The sequence below is a fragment of the Mucilaginibacter angelicae genome, from assembly GCF_042434235.1.
GTDB classification, from domain to species: Bacteria; Bacteroidota; Bacteroidia; order Sphingobacteriales; family Sphingobacteriaceae; genus Mucilaginibacter; species Mucilaginibacter angelicae.
This window is the reverse complement of the sequence record NZ_JBHLTS010000080.1, coordinates 217,378-235,829: the sequence shown is the minus strand read 5'-3', so window position 1 is coordinate 235,829 and position 18,452 is coordinate 217,378. Positions and strand designations below refer to the sequence as shown.

The 18,452-nt window shown below is 49.2% G+C and carries 15 protein-coding genes and 1 tRNA gene; 8 read left to right on the top strand and 8 right to left on the bottom strand.

Translation table 11 applies throughout. The features are described from left to right. Positions 1–64: 64 nt before the first annotated feature. Both ACFFGT_RS32385 and ACFFGT_RS32380 read right to left on the bottom strand, forming a co-directional pair. Positions 65–913: a ferritin-like domain-containing protein gene (locus ACFFGT_RS32385; RefSeq protein WP_377026662.1), complete on the bottom strand. Its 849-nt coding sequence runs from the start codon at positions 911–913 to the stop codon at positions 65–67. Positions 914–926: 13 nt separating this feature from the next. Beyond that, positions 927–1,619, bottom strand: a complete 693-nt coding sequence (locus ACFFGT_RS32380; protein ID WP_377026661.1) for a ferritin-like domain-containing protein — start codon at positions 1,617–1,619, stop codon at positions 927–929. Between the two features lie 1,448 nt (positions 1,620–3,067). Between ACFFGT_RS32380 and ACFFGT_RS32375 the strand changes: the two genes are divergently transcribed. After that, entirely contained in the window at positions 3,068–3,385 is a 318-nt protein-coding gene (locus tag ACFFGT_RS32375; RefSeq protein ID WP_377026660.1) for a hypothetical protein, read from the top strand. A 100-nt stretch (positions 3,386–3,485) separates the two neighbouring features. After that, positions 3,486–3,560 (top strand) — tRNA-Val (locus tag ACFFGT_RS32370). Positions 3,561–3,632: 72 nt separating this feature from the next. Here ACFFGT_RS32370 and ACFFGT_RS32365 read toward each other — a convergent pair. Together ACFFGT_RS32365 and ACFFGT_RS32360 are read right to left on the bottom strand one after the other, a co-directional pair. After that, positions 3,633–4,490: an HNH endonuclease gene (locus ACFFGT_RS32365; protein ID WP_377026659.1), complete on the bottom strand. Its 858-nt coding sequence runs from the start codon at positions 4,488–4,490 to the stop codon at positions 3,633–3,635. 4 nt (positions 4,491–4,494) lie between these two features. Beyond that, the gene (locus ACFFGT_RS32360) at positions 4,495–6,330 is read right to left on the bottom strand and encodes an AAA family ATPase (protein ID WP_377026658.1); all 1,836 of its coding nucleotides are present in this window, start codon (positions 6,328–6,330) and stop codon (positions 4,495–4,497) included. Positions 6,331–6,441: 111 nt separating this feature from the next. Here ACFFGT_RS32360 and ACFFGT_RS32355 point away from each other — a divergent pair, with 111 nt between their 5' ends. Continuing rightward, positions 6,442–7,758 (top strand): hypothetical protein, encoded by a 1,317-nt coding sequence (locus ACFFGT_RS32355; RefSeq protein WP_377026657.1) that lies wholly within the window; start codon positions 6,442–6,444, stop codon positions 7,756–7,758. Positions 7,759–7,773: 15 nt separating this feature from the next. Here the strand turns inward: ACFFGT_RS32355 and ACFFGT_RS32350 are convergent, their stop codons facing one another. The 4 genes from ACFFGT_RS32350 to ACFFGT_RS32335 form a co-directional block, all read right to left on the bottom strand. Then, positions 7,774–8,454 carry a response regulator gene (locus ACFFGT_RS32350; RefSeq protein WP_377026656.1) on the bottom strand — a complete coding sequence of 227 codons (681 nt, stop codon included), beginning with the start codon at positions 8,452–8,454 and terminating at the stop codon, positions 7,774–7,776. Between the two features lie 9 nt (positions 8,455–8,463). Next, the gene (locus tag ACFFGT_RS32345; RefSeq protein ID WP_377026655.1) at positions 8,464–9,273 is read right to left on the bottom strand and encodes a sensor histidine kinase; all 810 of its coding nucleotides are present in this window, start codon (positions 9,271–9,273) and stop codon (positions 8,464–8,466) included. Then, a complete protein-coding gene (locus tag ACFFGT_RS32340; protein ID WP_377026654.1) occupies positions 9,240–9,926 on the bottom strand; it encodes a hypothetical protein in 687 nt (228 codons plus the stop codon). Before ACFFGT_RS32340 ends, ACFFGT_RS32345 begins: the two co-directional genes overlap by 34 nt. 95 nt (positions 9,927–10,021) lie before the next feature. Beyond that, a complete protein-coding gene (locus tag ACFFGT_RS32335) occupies positions 10,022–10,465 on the bottom strand; it encodes a hypothetical protein (RefSeq protein WP_377026653.1) in 444 nt (147 codons plus the stop codon). Between the two features lie 239 nt (positions 10,466–10,704). Here ACFFGT_RS32335 and ACFFGT_RS32330 point away from each other — a divergent pair, with 239 nt between their 5' ends. From ACFFGT_RS32330 to ACFFGT_RS32310, 5 genes are read left to right on the top strand one after another with little or no spacing between them, the layout of a single operon-like run. Then, entirely contained in the window at positions 10,705–11,673 is a 969-nt protein-coding gene (locus ACFFGT_RS32330; RefSeq protein ID WP_377026652.1) for a caspase family protein, read from the top strand. Positions 11,674–11,686: 13 nt separating this feature from the next. Next, the gene (locus ACFFGT_RS32325; protein ID WP_377026651.1) at positions 11,687–12,568 is read left to right on the top strand and encodes a toll/interleukin-1 receptor domain-containing protein; all 882 of its coding nucleotides are present in this window, start codon (positions 11,687–11,689) and stop codon (positions 12,566–12,568) included. Between the two features lie 19 nt (positions 12,569–12,587). Next, positions 12,588–14,627, top strand: a complete 2,040-nt coding sequence (locus ACFFGT_RS32320) for a dynamin family protein (protein WP_377026650.1) — start codon at positions 12,588–12,590, stop codon at positions 14,625–14,627. Between the two features lie 9 nt (positions 14,628–14,636). Continuing rightward, the gene (locus tag ACFFGT_RS32315; RefSeq protein WP_377026649.1) at positions 14,637–16,382 is read left to right on the top strand and encodes a dynamin family protein; all 1,746 of its coding nucleotides are present in this window, start codon (positions 14,637–14,639) and stop codon (positions 16,380–16,382) included. Next, on the top strand, positions 16,379–18,415 hold the full coding sequence (locus ACFFGT_RS32310) for a dynamin family protein (protein ID WP_377026648.1): 2,037 nt from the start codon (positions 16,379–16,381) through the stop codon (positions 18,413–18,415). The genes ACFFGT_RS32315 and ACFFGT_RS32310 overlap by 4 nt, the downstream gene beginning before the upstream one ends. Positions 18,416–18,452: the final 37 nt, after the last annotated feature.

Here is an 18,452-nt window from a genome sequence, read left to right as displayed (position 1 = left end):
GGCATAAAAAAAGACCGGGGGTTGTTTGCTCCCGGTCTTTTTCATGTTGAGATAATAACCTTATTTAGCTGTATATAAAAGTACCCACTAATAATTTCAATACCTGGTCCATGCTAAGGGGCTCATCAAACGCAGCGGTAGCCACAGCTACTGATGTTGATGACCCGCCGGCGCTTGCAAGCGTGGTAACATTTACAGGGCCCTGGGTAACATTTTGCTCGCCATCATAATTACCATCAACCAAAGCTACGCCGGTATCATTCCCTTTTGTTGCTGTGCTGGTTATCCATGGTGATATGCCGATAAGCTGGCGCACTGCCGACGCGTGGCGTGCTTCAACAGCGTGAATTGACAATGCTGCCGTTAAAACAACCTGGTTGCCCAATAGGTTTGGCGCCTGGCCTTTGTAAGCACGTACACCTGTATCCTCAAAAGCTACTGCAACTTTTTGAAAAGTAGGATAGTCCGTGAAAACGGAATTGCCTAAAGGCCCTGTTCCAGTTCCGCCACCAGCCGAAAAATCGAACTTAGGTACAGCTACCGGTGTGCCGCCTAAACTTTTAATAACACTTATTAAAAATTCAACGTGCTGGCTTTCATCATTGGCAATTACGGTATAAGTTGGCAAACCTGAAGGAGGAATAAAACCCGCTTTGGTTACCCCGTTTGAGTAAAATTTACCTTCAAGGTACTCTAAAGTAAGCGCATAGTTTAAAACCTCAAGAACAGTTGGTGCTGCGGTAGCTCCATAAGCTCTTTTAAACATGGTGCCTAATGCAAATGGCAGGGCAGCTATTGCTACTTTTGAACCAAAGCTTGTTATATTTTTTATCGCGGCACGACGCGGATTAAACCTGTCGTTCAATTCCGGATCGATTTTTTCTATTTCGTCTATTATGTTAAATAAATTCATGGCGATGTGGGGATTAAGCTACGTAACTGTAATTAGATGCACTCACTTTAGTTTTCAGGTAAGTATTTGCAATAGGCAATACCTGTGCAATGGTTGCTGATTTGTTTAAACCGCTGGCATCAACCTGGTCACTGGCGGCAAATGAACCGGGAGTGATCATGTTGCTGATCAATGCAGCATGCCTTGCTTCAACGGATACAATTTTACCTGCAATGGTAAGGTAGCCCGCGTCCTGGATCAGGTAACCGGCGCCATCATAAGCTTGTACACCGGTATCTTCAAACGCTTTGGCAGCACCGAGTACAGCGGCTTTTTTAGTAAAATCAATAGTGCTGAAATCGACAGTAAGAGCTGGGATTGCGTTACCACCTAAAGCAGCTTTGAAAAATTCGCGGTGAAGTATCTCATGGTCGCGAATGCTGGTGAAAAGTGCTTTTTCGTCAGATGTCATACCCGAATATGGGGTGGTGATCACCTGGATATAAAATGCAGCTTCCAATTGCTCAAGAGCATAAGCATAGTTCAGGATAGCAAGGTCGCCTTTGGCGCCGATGTCAATACCGTTATTAACTATTACCTTATGATCTTTGTGGCAAGCTGCTGTAGCTAAAAGGCCGGCAGATGCCACGCCTAATCCCGCATAGCGTAAAAATGACCTCCTGGCCATATTTGCTCCGCCTATGCTTTCTTGTTCAGATGTTTTCATAGAGTTCGATTTTTTTTAATGCTATAATTAGTTGTTCTGTAGATGGATATACGCCTGTAACAACATGACGGATTGTAATTGGTTGATAATTAATCTACTCTTAATTAGAGTGTTTAACTACAAGTAAAACCAGCGGCTCTATTCACAGCTAAAAGACCATCAGAAAAAAATCAGGAGCAATAAAAAAGGCCGAAAAACTCTCGCAGTTTTTCGGCCCTACATCTACCTATGAAAACAACCCTATGAGAAGGGTATTAATACTTATCCAAACCCGGTGCCAAATCATAAAAATATGTTTAAGGCTTGTAAACAAGCTTTTTGGGAACTGTATATTCTATTTATGTGGAAAGCAATCCCAAAATCGGGGATTATAAGCAACTGATCGTTAAAGACACTTAATTAAAAAGCAAGGGAATAAAGCAGCAGATCAAGATTTTCGTTAAATAAAAAAGGCCGGACAACTCTCGCAGTTATTCCGGCCCTACATCTACCTATGAAAAACAACCCTTTGAGAAGGGTAATAACCTATATTCAAACCTGATGCCAATTTGAAAAAACGCCTTTAAATGCCTAATTGGCAGCTTTTTAAAATAAAAACAAACCTCAATGTGTAGAAATGACACCCGTAACCGGGAATTAATTTCCCAATGGTTAATTTGGCGGATCTTATTTTAATTATCGAGCAATACAAACACAATAATAAAAAAGGCCGGGACAACTCTCGCAGTTGATCCGGCCCTACATCTACCTATGAAAAACAACCCTTTGAGAAGGGTATTAACTTTAATTCAAACAGAGTGCCAAATGGAAAAACATACTATAAAGCGTTAAAAAAGCACTTTTCAAATACTTGCCGGTGCCAAAGTGTGTAAATACATTCCGGGAATGGTGGTATAATTTTCCCAAAGGTTAAAATTTTGCGAATTGTGAGTAATTGTCAGTCTCAGTGATAAGGATCGAAGCTTAAAGTACCTTATAGCGTATTGATTTCTCGCAAAGCAGCTGAGACGCAAAGATTTTTCTTAGCGATTTTGCGGCTTTGCGAGCTTATATTAATTGCAGATGATACTTATCATGGGGTAGGTGGAGGACGAAGCAATGAAGCTTTTATCTATTAGTATTTATTTCAAACAGCTTCTTACAACCAATTCAGGCAAATAAAAAAGGTCGAAATACTCTCGCAGTATTTCGACCCTACATCTACCTATGAAAAACAACCCTTTGAGAAGGGTAATAACATTTATTCAAACGAAATGCCAATTGATAAATTGATGCTTATTTGCCTTAAAAACAGCTTTTTAATATTGCCTAAACGTTAAGGTGTAGAAACTTTCCCCAAACGTGGGCGCTATTTCCACACATAGGGGAAAGCGTGTAAAATTCAAACAATTCTTTACATTAAACGCTTAATAAAGAAACCATCCCATATAAACTTTGTTAATCCAATTATGGACTATAATGTATATTTACTGGCAACAGATCCTCAAAACCCCTGCAGGGATGTGATCCATTCCAGGGATACACGCCTCAAGGTAAAAGTTTATTGCCTGGATGAAGAACGTTTTAGTCCGGATGATAACGAAATTCAGCTTTACGGTTATGCCGAACTTAAGCTTTATGCCTTTGAAACCATTAATGTTGCTGCCGAAGACGCGCTTGACTTAGTAGGCGCCATACAATGGTATGCCAATTACATTGATTTTCCACAAATGGAAATCCTTCCTGAAGACCCCCGTCCGCGTGCCCAATACCGGGATGTTAAGTAAATAGCGATTTTAATCGCTGTAAATCAGCAAGATGTGGTTTTTTTGAAATTTTATTTTGACAAACAAGCACAACATCCTATATTTGCAGTCCCAAAAGCAAGGGAGCTTAGCTCAGCTGGTTCAGAGCATCTGCCTTACAAGCAGAGGGTCACTGGTTCGAACCCAGTAGCTCCCACAGAAAAGCCTAACAGAGATGTTAGGCTTTTTTATTTTCTCCTAACCTTTGTCATTTATGTATTTTGCGTAATCAGCTTAATGACATAGCCTGATTATAAGCTTCGGCCAGCGGCCGGGCCTCTCCAGCCTGAAAGCGGTCAATAAAAAAAGTCTTGAAATTCTCCAGGCATTTTGCCGCAAATTCCCTATAGGGTTTATTTTTGGAAACATGGCTGAAGATTTCAAGAATCGCATTTTTCAGCTGCAAAACCAGTGTCGCTTCATTACCATTGTCCTGATAGTCTTTAAAATACCGTGTAAAGCGGTCCAGGTAAGTATCGTAAAACTCCTTGCGTTTGATCGTAAGCTGGTCACGGTCAAGGCCGCATACCCGGATGGTTTGAAGCCCTTGCGGCGTGTTACCCATAATCGTACCATCGGGGTAGAATTCGAAATGGACCATCGGATTTTGTTCCAGTTCAGGGTTGATCAGCTCCGCCAGTTCGCCCAGTAAATCCGGACTGTTAGCCTGGCATGCAGTGGTATCAAGCGCGTTTTGTACAAACGGCGGCGCGGCAACCCTCATCCCGTTTACCGGGAAATGATTGCGCTTCTTATTATTACAGGAAGCGCAGGAAAGCAACAGGTTGCTCCATTGATAGGCCAGCCAGTAATAACCGGTATGCGCAGGTACAGCACCTACTACCGCTTTTTTCGGCCGGTAATGTTCTACTTGCATGGGGGCACCGGCCGTGGTATCCGATTCACAAAAGGCACATTTATTATAATAGATCCGGCTAAGCTCCGCCAGCACCGTCGGGTGCCTGTAAATACTGCTTGAAAATTCATGGGTATTTTGCTCCGTTAGCGAAAGCGCCAGCCTTGCCTGGTAGGCTACTCCGGAAAGGCCTGCGGGGATAGCCAAATAATCCTTGTAAATCTTTTGCATGGGCTTAAATTGGCAACTGGTCAGCATCATTTTCACGATCCCTGGTGCGCTGTTGTGCATCGAAGTCCCGGTCGATGGCATCAAAATCGATTTTCTTCAGGTTAAGGGCTTGTCGGATCTCCTTAACCTCCTCTGAAGAGGCAAAGTCATCCGTCGTCGAAATCGCTGAAATATCTGTATTGGCAGAAGGAATAATCTTTTCAAATCCAAAGATGGGCGAAGTAAGGATCGTATTGGGCAACAGGTTACTGAAATCGATCTGGTCATCCAGCCGCTCCACCGTGATACCATCCTCCAGGTTGCGTGATACCGTCAGGATCACCGAATTCTTGGGTGCGCCAAGCAGCGGGATCGGGCTGTGCGTCGTCGCAATGAACTGGATTTTCGGGAATACCTTCGACAAAGCATCCGGCAGTTCCCGCTGCAGCAAGGGGTGCAGGTGGTTCTCTATTTCATCGATCAGTACCAGGCCGCAATAATCTTTGTAATCGCTGAAACTGGTCCGGTCACTGTAACGGATAATGATATCACCGATAATATTGATCACACTCCGGAAACCCGCAGCCAGGTTTTCCAGCGGGATGGCCGGCAACACCTCGCCGTTACTCAGTGTTTCCCGGAACAATACATTTTCGCCAACCACTTCAATTTCCGATATCCTGCCGTTGGTGGCTTCCTTAACCGCTTTTTCAAGCTTCTTGAATACCTGCGGGTCGGTATGGGTTTTGGCAAACAATTCGTATTGCAGGCTTTTCAATCTCGTTGTCGTCCGGAACAGGTTCATCACATTGCTCAGGGTCTTGTCCTCCTGGTTTTGGCTGTCCGGCAAAAACGTATTGAGCCTGACCGGCCCGTAGGCGACGATCATCTGGTTAGGTTTATTATAAACATTTCCGCGTGTGCCGGTTTTCAGCCTGACCATCGTTTCTGTAGCCCCCGATGCATGCAATACCACCTCGATGCGACTTTCCGTGTCCAGGTAACTGTCCAGTACCCGGTCGTCGTTCAGGCCTAAGGTGATCGCCTGGAGCACGCTGCTTTTGCCGTAACCGTTTTCGCCGGTGATGAATATCCATTGGCTGTCTGCCGGAAGATTAAACAAAGTCGTGTCGCGGATACCCTGGTAATTTTTAACGTTCAGGTCGCGCAGCGCATAGGGCAGGCCTTCGGGAAAATCGCCAACTGGCGGAAATGGGCTTCCAAAATTGAAGCCCTTGCTTTGTTCAGCAGCCGATATGTTCCTTCCTGCTTCCTTTCTGGCCCGTTCCGTTTCGAGGATACTTTTCTGCTCCCTGACGCGGGCATAATTATCTTCAAACACATCAGCAGCCAGTAAACCGAAATGCGAAGAATAATCATTGATATAGTTCAGCGGGTCATGCTCCAGGACAAACAAGTCCACCAGGAATTTGTCCTCCAGGAGATAGGATTTTAAACTCGCCATATAATCGCCCTTATCCTTAAAACGGTTTTCCCAGACACCTTTTCGCCTGGTCGGCCTGTATTCAACGCCAAATTCCCTGAGAAAGGCCACCAGTTTTTCAAAGTAGGCCAGCTTGTCTTCCGAATCTCTGGCGATGATCAGTCCGCGGCAATCTCCATTATCGGTTACGTCGAGGTAAATGTTGGGCGTTTTATTCAACGAATCTCCCCCGGTCCAAAAGGAAAGGCACAGGTAATCTTCATTACCCGGAAACCAGTAACCCTCTTTAAAACGCTTGTCGTTGGAACTGCGGATATAAAAGAAGGGGTTGAGCTCATTATCTGCGTAACGGTGTTTATTACTCCATTCCACAAGGTAGTCAAAAAGCTCGCTATGAATGGACAGGATATTAGGCATGCCTTAAATATGAACTGCTAATTTAAGAATACAGCGTTACAAAGCAACAATCAATTGTTTATCTTAGTTGAAGATTACCCGTAAAACCTAAGCAACTTCAACACCTTTCAGATGAAGACAATCGACAGACAAGCCGTAATTATCGTCCATGGCATGGGCGAACAAAGGCCTATGGACACCCTCCGCAGCTTTGTCGAAGGCATTAAATGGCAAATGGAACAGAACGACCCTACCGAGGTCAAAGCCAAAGTCAGGAGCAAACCCGACAGCATCGGCGATATCTACGAAACCGTCCGTCTCAGTCTCGAAAGCAACCACCAGGCCGGGCGGCCCATCACCGACTTCTACGAATTTTACTGGGCGCACAACATGCGCGGCACCAAATTTAGCCAGATGGGCACCTGGCTAACGCAGGTCATCTTTCGGCGTGTAAGCCGCATACCCGCGCAATTGCAGCGCATCTGGTGGACGGTATGGGGCATTTTTATCCTGGCCTCCGTCGCCAGCCTGGCCTGCACCCACTGGCTGCATGTTCCCGGCTGGTTTAAACCCGTTGCAGCCGTACTGGGGGGCGCATTCTTCTCCATGATCTGGGGCAGTATTGGCTCCTTTGTCAAAAGCTCCTTCCTGAACTCACTGGGTGACGTGGCCCGCTATATGACCCCCGAACCCGATAATATCGCCGAACGCAGCCATATCCGCCAGCAGGGCATCACCTTCCTCAGGAAAATGCATAACATCAGCAACCGCACCAAGCCCGACCGGATCATCGTTGTGGCCCATAGCCTCGGCACCGCCGTAGCCTACGATCTGCTCCGCCTGCTCTGGACCGAACAAAACACCGTTTATACAACCCCGCCGCCCGGCAACCAGCAACCTATGCTCGACGCCGTTAATGTTTTCGCCCGGCAGCCGCTTACCATTACACCCAACTATGGCGCTTTCGCAGATGCCCAGCATAACCTTTGGGAAGAAGCCCAAAGCCTGGGTAATCCCTGGCTTGTCACCGATTTCATCACACTCGGTGCCGCGCTGAACGCCATCGATTATTTTATGGTCAATAAAGTCTCCGTTAGTAAGCTGATCGAACAGCGCGAACTGCCTGTCTGTCCTCCCGAAACCGATCAGAACGATCATAATATCTTTTACCGCGAATACCTGCCCGCAACCGACGCAGGCAAAAACCGTAAGGGCATCAATGTCCTCAACCACGGCGCCCTGTTCGCCATGACCCGCTGGACCAATATTTTCTATACTTCTGATTTTGTTGGCGGCCCCATGCAGCGCATTTTTGGCCTGGGTGTCCGCGACATCGCCGTCAAACGGAAATCGCTTTGGTGCTACCCCGGCGGGCATACCGACTACTGGGCAGGCGGAAAAAATAATGAAGCCCTGAAAGCGATTGTGGAAGCTTTGAAACTGAGTTAACCGGAAGGAAGCGGTTCAGAACCGCACTATCCCCTGCTGAACCGCGTACATTGCAAGGCCCACACGGCTTTTCACGCCGAGTTTCCGGAATAAGGCATCGCGGTACCCGTCCACCGTTTTCGGGCTCACATGCATCCGTTCCGCAATCTCCACATAGGTCAGCTCCGTGCACACCAGGCTGATCAATGTTAGTTCGGTTTCTGAAAAAGCCGGTTTAATTACCGCAGTGCCGCCCGCAGACGGCTTACCCTGCATCTGCTGGGCAATAATCCCCGAAACAAAGTCCGCGTAGAAAAGCCCCTTATTGCTGATCGCCTCCAGCGCCCGGTTGATATCCTCCACCTCTATATCCTTTGATAAATACCCTTTAATCCCCAGCCGCAGCATCCGCAACACCCCTTCCTCGCTTTCAAACATCGAGATGATCAGGATCGCGATATCCGGATGGTACCGGTTCAGCCATTCCACAGACTGGTAGCCATCCATGTCAGGCATATCAATGTCCATGAGCACGATATCCGGCATGGCCGCCGCCGAAAGCTTATTTTTAAGATCGCTGCCGCTCTCCGCCTCGAAAAGCACCTCATATTTTTCCTCTGTATCCGCCAGCATGATCAGTTTGATCAGCCCCTTGCGGAACAGGTTATGGTCATCGACCACTGCCAGCTTTATTTTTCTTTTTTCCGTAAGCATCATTAAGAATCATCAGGTTGTTGCCGCCGAAGGGATGCGGATGGAAACCCTGCTTCCCGCCCCCGGCGCACTTTCGATCATCACTTCTGCCCCGATCAGCGCCGCGCGCTTGCGGATATTCAGCAGCCCCGTACTGGCCTTCCCGGATTCCGGCTTCGTCACCTCGCCGGCATCGAAGCCGATCCCGTTATCCGAAATCTCCAGCTCGAAAAGGCCCTCCTGGTAATTTAAGGCAGCGGTCACCAGCTCGGCCTGGGAATAATTTACAATATTGTTCAGCACCTCCTGGCACAACCGGAACAGGATGATCTCATGCTCCGGACGCAGGCGGTATTCCTCACCTGTCTTGCTAAAGGTAACATTAAATTTTTTCGTTTTGGCCATCCGGTTCAGTTCGTTGTTCAGCGCCGCAATAAAGCCGATATGCATGATATGATCGGTATTCAGGCTGGCGCTTAGCGCCTTCAGTTCCAGCAGCAACTGCTTGGCCAGCGATTTGGTTTCAAGGATGCCCTCCCTTGCTTCGTCCGAACTGTGCGGCAGGATCGTTGACAGGTTGATATTGATCAGCGATACCAGCTGGCTGAAATTGGCATGCAGTTCCTTGGCGATGTGGTCAAGCGTCACCTCCTGGATCTCCAGCTTGGACTGCAGCAGTGTCTGGGTAAATGTATCATGCAACTCCTGGACCTGTTTTTCATGCAGAAAACGCTTCTGCTGGTACAGGAATAAATAATAAACCACCATGCCGACCAGTACCAGGATTAACAGCGTGGAAATGATGATCGTCAGGATGCTGACTTCAGAAATCGAGGTTTGCATAAAAATGAGATTAGGTAAAGGGAGTACATCAGCGTGTCGAGCGCCACATTGATGTTAAACAGCACGACGGCGAGGCTAAGATTTTGCCGGACCAGGTATGGCAGAAAAATGCAGTAGGGAAGGGCGACTGAGTAATAGATAAATATGCCGAGGGAGATCCAAACGCCCGGATGCGAGACAAGCGATACCAGCTCTTTTGCGTGCAGTACCTGGTAAAAAAAAGCCAGCGCCAGCAGCACGAAGATCAGGTAATACAAAATGATTGTCAGGTTGTTCAGCACCCCCGGTCCCTGGAAATAAAAGAAGTCTGCAATACCAAACAGGATTAACGGGATCCATCCCGCGCGTATCAGCTTCCGGGGCCTGCCGGCCCCCAGCAGCCGGTTATAACCGGCTGCCAGGAACAACAGCTGCACCAGCATAAATATATTATAGATCCAGATATTGGACGCCGGAAAATTCCAGAATGCAGTTTGGTGCAACCCCCATTTCCAGCTTATTGCAAATGCTTCGATCATCAGGCTTGTTATCAGGAATAAAGAAAAAATCCGGTAAGGCCTCAGCCATTCCAGCCGGAAGGCCCTCAGGCTTACAAGGGAGCTTAAAGTCAAAGGGATCAGGTATATATAATGATAGCTCAACAATTTATGCATTGACTAATATACAGTATAACCATCGGACTCTAAACTCCGGAACATTCGTTTTTTTTACAGTGGCCTATGGCCACGCCGCCATTACTTCTGCGCAATCAGTCACATATCGGCGGGCAGGGACTACCCAGGTTAAAGCCCTTATCCACCCCCGGAAGGCCGTTGCCAAAATCATAATCCTTGTTCACGGCAGAGCGCTCCGCGAAATCCGGTTCGTTTTCCAGGATCACCGCCTGGTGCACTACGCTGTCTCCTACGGCTACCCCGCGGGTTGGATTCATCATCAGGCACAGCTGCCCTGCAAACTGGTGCCCCCGCTCATACATTCCGAAAGCTATACGCAGCCCGTCGCCGCCGGCATGGTCAATCTCATCCAGCAGCCCGGCTATATGGTCGCGGGAATACCAGATTGAACGCGTATCCGGTTTGCCCAGCGCCTCGCTGAGCAGGTTGTTTTTTTGGTTGACAAAGTCAGCGGTCCGCTGGTTTACCAGGGCCTGGCCGACAAAGAAAAAGGGAAGAGGTTTGCTGGATGATTCCATAATGTTGGGATTGAAAGGGTTAAAAAAATAATTTGATTTAAAACTCGGACTAAAGTAGAACACAATCTGCAACCCCGCTTGCCCGAATCCCGCTTTCAGGAAAAACCGCCCTGCGATTCAGGAATTTTCCTGCCATAGCAACCTGCGCCACAGGAAAATTCCGGGGATTTTTCTACCTAAAATCAGGTTTTTACCATGCGGTCAATCCTCCACATTTGTAAAAAAACAACTAAACCAATATGACAAAAGCACTCATCGTCGGCGTTGAAAAATACGGCACACAAACTCTGACCGGCTGCGCAGACGATGCCCGCGCGGTTGCCGCCCTGCTCCGCAATAATGCGGACGGATCGCCCAATATGGAAATTGACCTCCAGACCGCAGTGACTGATAAAGCCTCACTGCTCCGCCAGATCACCGAACTGTTTCAGCAGCCCAGGACTATTTCCCTGTTCTATTTCAGCGGGCACGGCCTGGTCAACCAGCTCGGCGGATACCTCGTTACCCCGGATGTCAAGGCTTATGATGAAGGCATCCACATGGACATCGTTGTACAACTGGCCAACGCCTCGCCAGCCCTGAACAAAATCATTATCCTTGACTGCTGTTTTGCCGGAGCCATTGGCCGTGGCAACATGATGGCCGGAATGAACATCCAGGTGATGGAAGGCCTGACCATCCTCACCGCCAGCCGCCACAATGAACCCGCCAAGATGTACGGCGGGAAAAGCCTGTTCACAGCCCTGTTGGTACAAGCCCTTTCAGGCGGTGCTGCCGACATCCGCGGGCGCATCACCCCAGGCAGCGTTTACGCCTATATCGACCAGACACTTGGCGAAACCGGCCAGCGCCCGGTTTTCAAAACCAATATCACCCGCTTTGCCCCTCTGCGTACTGCCAAGCCGCAGCTGTCGCCGGAAGTACTGCGCAAGCTGACCGGATATTTCGGTGCCCCTGATGATGCTTTCCCATTGGATCCATCCTTTGAATATACCAATACTGCAGCCTACGCCCCCCTGAAGAAAAAACCTTATGCCAAAGCCAAAAACGTTAAAACCTTCAAAGAACTCCAGCAAATGCAGAGCGTAGGGCTTGTTGTACCGCAGGGTGCCCCTTTTATGTACCTCGCCGCTATGGCAGGCAAATCATGCAAACTCACCCCGCTGGGCAAGCATTACTGGCAGCTGGTAAAAGAAAATAAAATCTGAAAACCGAAACGTTATGAGACTCCAACAAAAACAACCGGTCGTCTTTATTTCATACTCCTATGCCGGTGACGGCCAGGAATGGGTTTCAGTGCTCGCAAAAAAAATCAAAGCTTACCCCATGCGCGAACTGCCGCCTGTAAGTGTGATCTTTGACCAGGACAACGGACACCTGGGCAATAACCTATACACCCGGATGCAGGCATCCATTGCTGCCGCCGACGTAATTCTGTTAATCCTTACTCCTGATTATAAAGAAAAAGCCGACCAATGCATCGCATCCGTCGGTTATGAATACAACCTCGTCCGCCGTGAATTATTCAAAAGGGGCGGCATTCGCAAAAAATGCATTCCGGTCTTAAAGGATGGCACCCTAACGGAAAGCATGCCCACTGATCTCTACCACCTCATCGGCATTGACATGAGCACCCGCGAAAAGTTCCAGGGCGGATTGACCAGCCTGATCCAGTCTATCGTAAACCCCGCCCTGATCAACGACCCGGAAAAAACGGTGCGGCCCGATTATAGCGCAACAAACAGCAAGCCGGTCATAAACGAACAAACGCAGCTGATCGGGACTACAGTGCTTTTCAGCATGATTGCAGGCACCGCCCTCATCGCGGCAATCAAGGCACTTGATCATTATCAACACCCTTTGCCCGGCCATCATCACCAGCAAGGTACCACCGGTACAGAACAGCCAGGCCTGCACGGAAACCACCAGACAGATGCGTACGATCACTTCCGGGCTATCCATCATACAGACCCGGCGGACGGCCATGATCTTTCCGCCCATCACCATAACGACCATCTTTTTCACCAGCCTTATCCGGAGCACACGGATGGGCATCACCACGATCTCCCGGAAAACGAATCACCAGCCGGCGAAGACGCCTGAACCATACAAAAGAACAACTATGAAGGACCTGGAAAAGATTAACGAAATCCGCAAAGCAGCAGCCATTGATGCCCTGCTGGCTTATTTCGAAACTTTGCTGTCACGCTATCAATGGCCTGCTGATCGTGCCGCACAATTACACCATACCATCACGGTGGTCCGGGCGCGGCAAAGCGACCCTAATCTGTATCTTGGCATCATCGGTGAATTTTCCAGCGGCAAAAGTACGCTGATCAACACCCTGATGCGCAACGATTTCCTGAAAACCGATAACCTTCAGGGGACAACCACATCGTTGGCTGCGTTTCGTCACGGCAATCAACTCGACCTGGCAATCGAATATAACACCGGAAAGTCACTCGTGTACAGCAGGGATCATAAGCAAATCAACCAGCTTTACCAGCAATACCTCCCCAAAAATCAGACCTCCTCTGGTTTTTTTTCCACCTTTTGGAAACAACTGTCCGTATCTGTCAGCCCGGCAGAACACCGGGAAAAAATCAGGCAGCTAACAGAGCTGCTGGCAGCCGGCGAAGCTTTTTCAGGAGATATCAGACAGCTCACGATCAGCTTTCCATCGGATGCCCTAAAAACAGGCCTTGTCATTGTTGACACGCCCGGCATTCAATCGCTGAACAAAAGACACGCAGAAGTCACAGAAAAAGCCATCCGGGAAATTTGTGATGTGGCCCTGATACTAATTCAGAGCACCATTCCTGTCCCGGTCAGCTTAATCGAATTCCTGAAAGCACACGCGGGGGACATTCCAATTCACCGCTGCATCTTTTTAGTGACCAAAATCGATCAGATCAAGGCCGGTGAACGGCAACGGCTGATGGATATGGTCCGCAATAAACTGGCCAGTGAAACCGGCACCGCCAACCCGAAAGTAGTCGCCATTTCCCCCCGGGCCGCCCTGGAGTCCTTACTCCCGGCTGTGCCGCCGTCGGGCGTTTTTGACCACACCCCAGCCGCTGAAATGGATAGCTTCCTGCAGGACTACCTCAGCGCCGAATCTGGAATTTACCTCAGCCTGAACCAGCAAAAACTGGCGATCCAGCTTGAACGGCTCGTCAAACTAACCGCAACGCTCTTTGAAGGAATGGTTGGCGGGCTCCGGCAATTTGAATCAAGTTATGCTGCCGAAAAAGCAGCATTGGAAAAAAACACGATTCCGCGGCTCGCTGATTTTACGCGGGAACGCCAGGACCATTACGCCAAACTGCTCCGGCAGGATACCAGGATATACCGGGAGCAGATGACCGATTGCATCAACAACTTTTGGGACACATTCCTGACAGAAAGCCGCCGCCGCATTAACTGGGCAGATTCCCTTAAAGAACTGAAAGCCTCGGTCGACCATATTTCCGGTTCGGTCACCGGCAAACAAAACCAGCTCCGCCTGCAGGTTTCCGCCATATGCAGCCAGATTACCGGAGTGGCCAACACCCATAAAAAAGATTTCGAGACTGAGTTTATAACAATTTATCAATCGCTGGCCAGCCTCGGCGGTCAGATCCGGCTTGGCGAAAGCCGTCTTAGCGGTACCGGTACCGAAAGCAAATTTAACGGACAGGCGGCCACCTATGGTGCTGTGTCAGCCGTGGGCGAGGCCAGTAACATAGAAAATATCGCCATTGGCGCATCCTTTGTTACGGGTGCAACCATCGGAACAATGATCCTACCCGGGATAGGAACGGCCATCGGCGCCGCCATGGGCTGGTTTATCGGCAAATTATTTGGCCCCTCGCTGGATAAGGTACGGGGAGAATGCCTGCCAAAAATTGAAGCCGCCATTGACGGTATCCGCGCCCAGTGGATTGCCAATAGTACGGATGCATTCAATCAGGCGGTTGAAGACGTCCGGAAGGAATTTAACGGTGTCATCGATCAGTACATGGAAAAATATCGGCTGCTCGCCGAACAAATGGCCGAGAGGGACAGATTGGAGCTGATCCGTCTCGAAGAACTCCGCAAACAGGTAGCCCGCGATTTACAGGAACTGGAGATAAGAAAAAACCTCCTGGCCACAGCAAAAAATAACCTGCTCACGATTTAAATAAAACACATGAAAAAGAATCAAGCAACCGGCGATACCCGACTCAAACATCTGATTAACATTCTCACGGCCAGTAAGCCCCTGTTCATAGCATACGGACTGGAACCTCTACTCAATACATGGGAGCAGCTTTACATCGCGGTTTATAAACCCTATTTCAGCATCGGGATAACCGGCGAATCCGGCAGGGGCAAGAGCACGGTAATTAATCAACTCCTGGGTAAAGATCTGGTGCCCACGGGTACGTTTCCCGGCACAGCTTTGCTTACCCGGATTAGTTACGGCAGTACCGCGCAGCTTACCTGCCCTCAGGCAGCAGAGCCGGGAACCCTGCTTGAAGTATCAGCCCGCTCCTGGGAAAAGATTATGGCAGCAAGCGAAGGCTACGTCATTGACGTTAACCTGAAAACGCCGCATCCCTGGCTGAAGAAATTCAATTGTGAACTGCTGGACATGCCGGGAACGGATAATTACACTCAAAAAACCGGTAGCCTGCTGCCCGAATGCGATGCGCTGCTCATCACTGTGAGCGCAACCATGGCGCTCAGCCAAACCGAGCTGGACTTTATCGAACAATGGGTGCTGCCGCTCAATATACCACGTATCGCCATCCTGATCACCCGGCTGGATCAACTCCCTGCAAAAGATCAGGAAACCCTTGTGCACTATATCCTTAAAACACTCGAAAACCTCCGTTGGGATATCCCGGTATACCTCACCTCCGGCGACAAAAACCTAACAGGCGGCGAATTTGCCGGCAGTTACGGTATAGCAGCTGTCCGGCAAGCGGCGGAGTCCTGGATGACCAGCCAAACACATGCCCGGCTCCGGTTTGAGAGCCTGCGCGCACAGGTGCAGTTACTGCTCACCCAACTCATCACCGAACTGGAAACCCGCCGGCAGCAAGCCCAGTCTGTTAACCAGGCAAGCCAGCTGGCCATAGAAGAAGCAGTTGCCGAGATCACGCAGCTGCGATTGTACTGGGAACAACTGCGCCTGGAAATGGAAAAGCGCCTTGCCTGTTGCGAAAGGCTGCTCAATGACCTGCTCAGCCAGGGAAGGAAGGATGTTCTTGAACAGGCCAACGTTGCGATTTCCAGGACCACACTCCCGAAAGAGTTTGCAGAAAAGGAACTGCCTCTCATGCTCGAACGGCAGATCAGGCTGATAGTTAAGACAGCCGAAGCCACCATACAGCAGCAGATCGCAGCAGACGGGCTGTGGCTGAAAGAAAAAGTCGCCGATGCGTTCCTCCGGGAAATCCACATTAACCGCCCTGAAAGGCAACCCGGGAGCGGAGATCCTTCCCTGAACCTCAACACCCGTAAATACGAAGACCTGCAACGATCGCGGCAAATATCCCGCATATTTACGGGTCTGGCTACTATCGGCGTTTACCTGTTGGCCGGGCCGCTGGGCATTGTGATCAGCATCGGGGGCGGATTTATCAGCGACGCCGTTATTGCCGGGAAAATAGGACAGCAACGCGAAATGCTGGCCAAAACTATCCAGGATCAGGTTTACAAAATTTTTGATGATGCCATCCAAACAGGCACTGCCCTGATCACCTCCCACTACCGGGCAGCAATCCAATCCACCGCAGAACAGGAAACGGCCTGGGCAGACCTGCAGGGGGCCTATCTCAGGCAGCAACAGGACAGCCACGCTGAAAACACCGGAAAACTGGAAACCGATCTGAGCCAAGCCACCCATTTGTTAACCATCCTGCTTAAACAGGAAAACCTCATATCATGACGATCTCAAACAAGAACCTCCAAAAATTCAAGGAATGGAAGGCAATGCTCACAGAGCTGCTGAACCAGAGTACAGGTATTTTTAAATCCGTTGAAATGGATGCCCAGGCAGCTATGCTTTCGGATATTACCATCAAGGTCAAAGCCGAAACCTTCAAAATTATGGTGGTTGGTCAGTTCAAGGTAGGAAAAAGCACCTTTATCAATGCGTTGCTGGGCGAGGAAGTGCTGCCCGCTTACGCCATCCCCTGCACGGCCGTCATCAACGAAGTCAAATATGGCAGCGTCCCCAGGGCAGTACTGCATTTTAAAGATCCGATTCAAAAGGAGCTTCCGGAGAAACTCTCGGTCATCGCCAAAGCCCATATCCAGAAATACAGGTCCGGCGTACCGCCGCTGGAAGTACCCGTGGCACGGCTCGAAGAATTCGTAGTTATCCCCGACCCGGATAAAAAGCAGGAAGACTCGGTTGCCGAAACCCCTTACGAAAAAGTGGAACTTTTTTGGCCGCTCCCGCTATGCGAAGACAATGTCGAGATCATCGATTCTCCCGGCCTGAACGAAAATGGTATCAGGACCGCCATCACTGCCGACTATTTTCCAAAAGCAGATGCGGTATTGTTTGTGCTGACCTCCCTGGCCGCGCTGGCCGAAAGCGACATGAAGTTTATTGACCAGAACATTATCCGCGCCGGACATGAATACATTTTCTTCGTTTTTAACCGCTTCCACCAGATCCCGGAAAAAGAACGGCAGAGGCTGGTTAATTATGGCAAATCAAAGCTGCAGGGCAAAACGAAGGATATGAATTACATATTTTTCGTAGATTCTGCACATGCCCTGGAAGGCAAGACCAGTAAAAACCCATCTCTGGTTGAAAACTCCGGCCTGCCGCGACTGGAAGATCTTTTAACCGATTTTCTAACCAATAAAAAAGGCAAGATCAAATTGCTCCAACCCGTCAACCGGTTCAAGACCTACCTTGAATATACCCTGGAGAGCACCATCCCCGGATCGCTCAGCATGCTCGACCTCAGCCTGGAAGATATAGAAAAACGCCTGAAAGCAGTCAGGCCTATGCTCGAAAACCTGGAAACGAAGAAAAAGCATATCGCCGAAAGGATCCAAAACCGGATCGCCCGCTTAGAACTGACCCTGGAAAGAGAGTTCAGGAGCAACCTCCTGGAAATCATCCGGCAAACACCTGCCTGGATCGACAATATGGACCTGAAGACCGGGTTCCGGATCCAGGCCCCAAAAAAATCATCGGAAGAAATCATTAGCGAAATCATTGAAAAATATCAAGAAAAGATTGGGGAACAGCAGAACGAATGGTGTGACCACCAGCTCACGCCATTGATCATCACCCAGGTGGATGACATGAAGGAAGAATTCAAAACCGGCATCGATGACTTTTACTTCAGCCTGGAAAATGTAAAAAACAAGATTTCAGGAAACGTTGATGTGGACCACCTCAGTGAACAGGGGAAAGTCTCTAACCGGGAGCGGATCTTTGCCGCCGCCGCAGGCCTGCTGCTGGCCGACTTCGGGGCCGGTATCATTGGCGCCAGTTTCGGTTTTACCAAGCAGTTCTTTATCCAGATGGCCCTGCAGGTAACCGCCGTGGTGACGATGATCATGATCGGCATTGCCAACCCCTTCACCGTCATCCCGGTTGTGCTGGCCATTGCTTTCGCCGGTATGTTCATGGGTGTAGATGCCACGGTGAAAAAACTAAAAAAGGAAACCGCGAAAAAGATTGCCCAGGAACTGCATCAAACCATTGATCAAATCGCGCAATCGCAGACCCGGGAGATCGTTGGCCAGATCATTACAGCTACAGCCCCCATAGAATCCAGCCTCGATGACGAAATCGCAGCGCTCAACAGCCAGGTAGCCACTATCTGCGAGGACATCCGGAATGGCGAGGAGCAGGTTCAGGCCAAAAAAGATGGGCTCAACGCCGCTGTACAACAACTTCAGGATATTAACAGAAAGCTGAACGACCTGAAAATACTATTTGAAGCCGACTAAAACCTGCGGCGAATACAAACACACCAATAAAAAAACA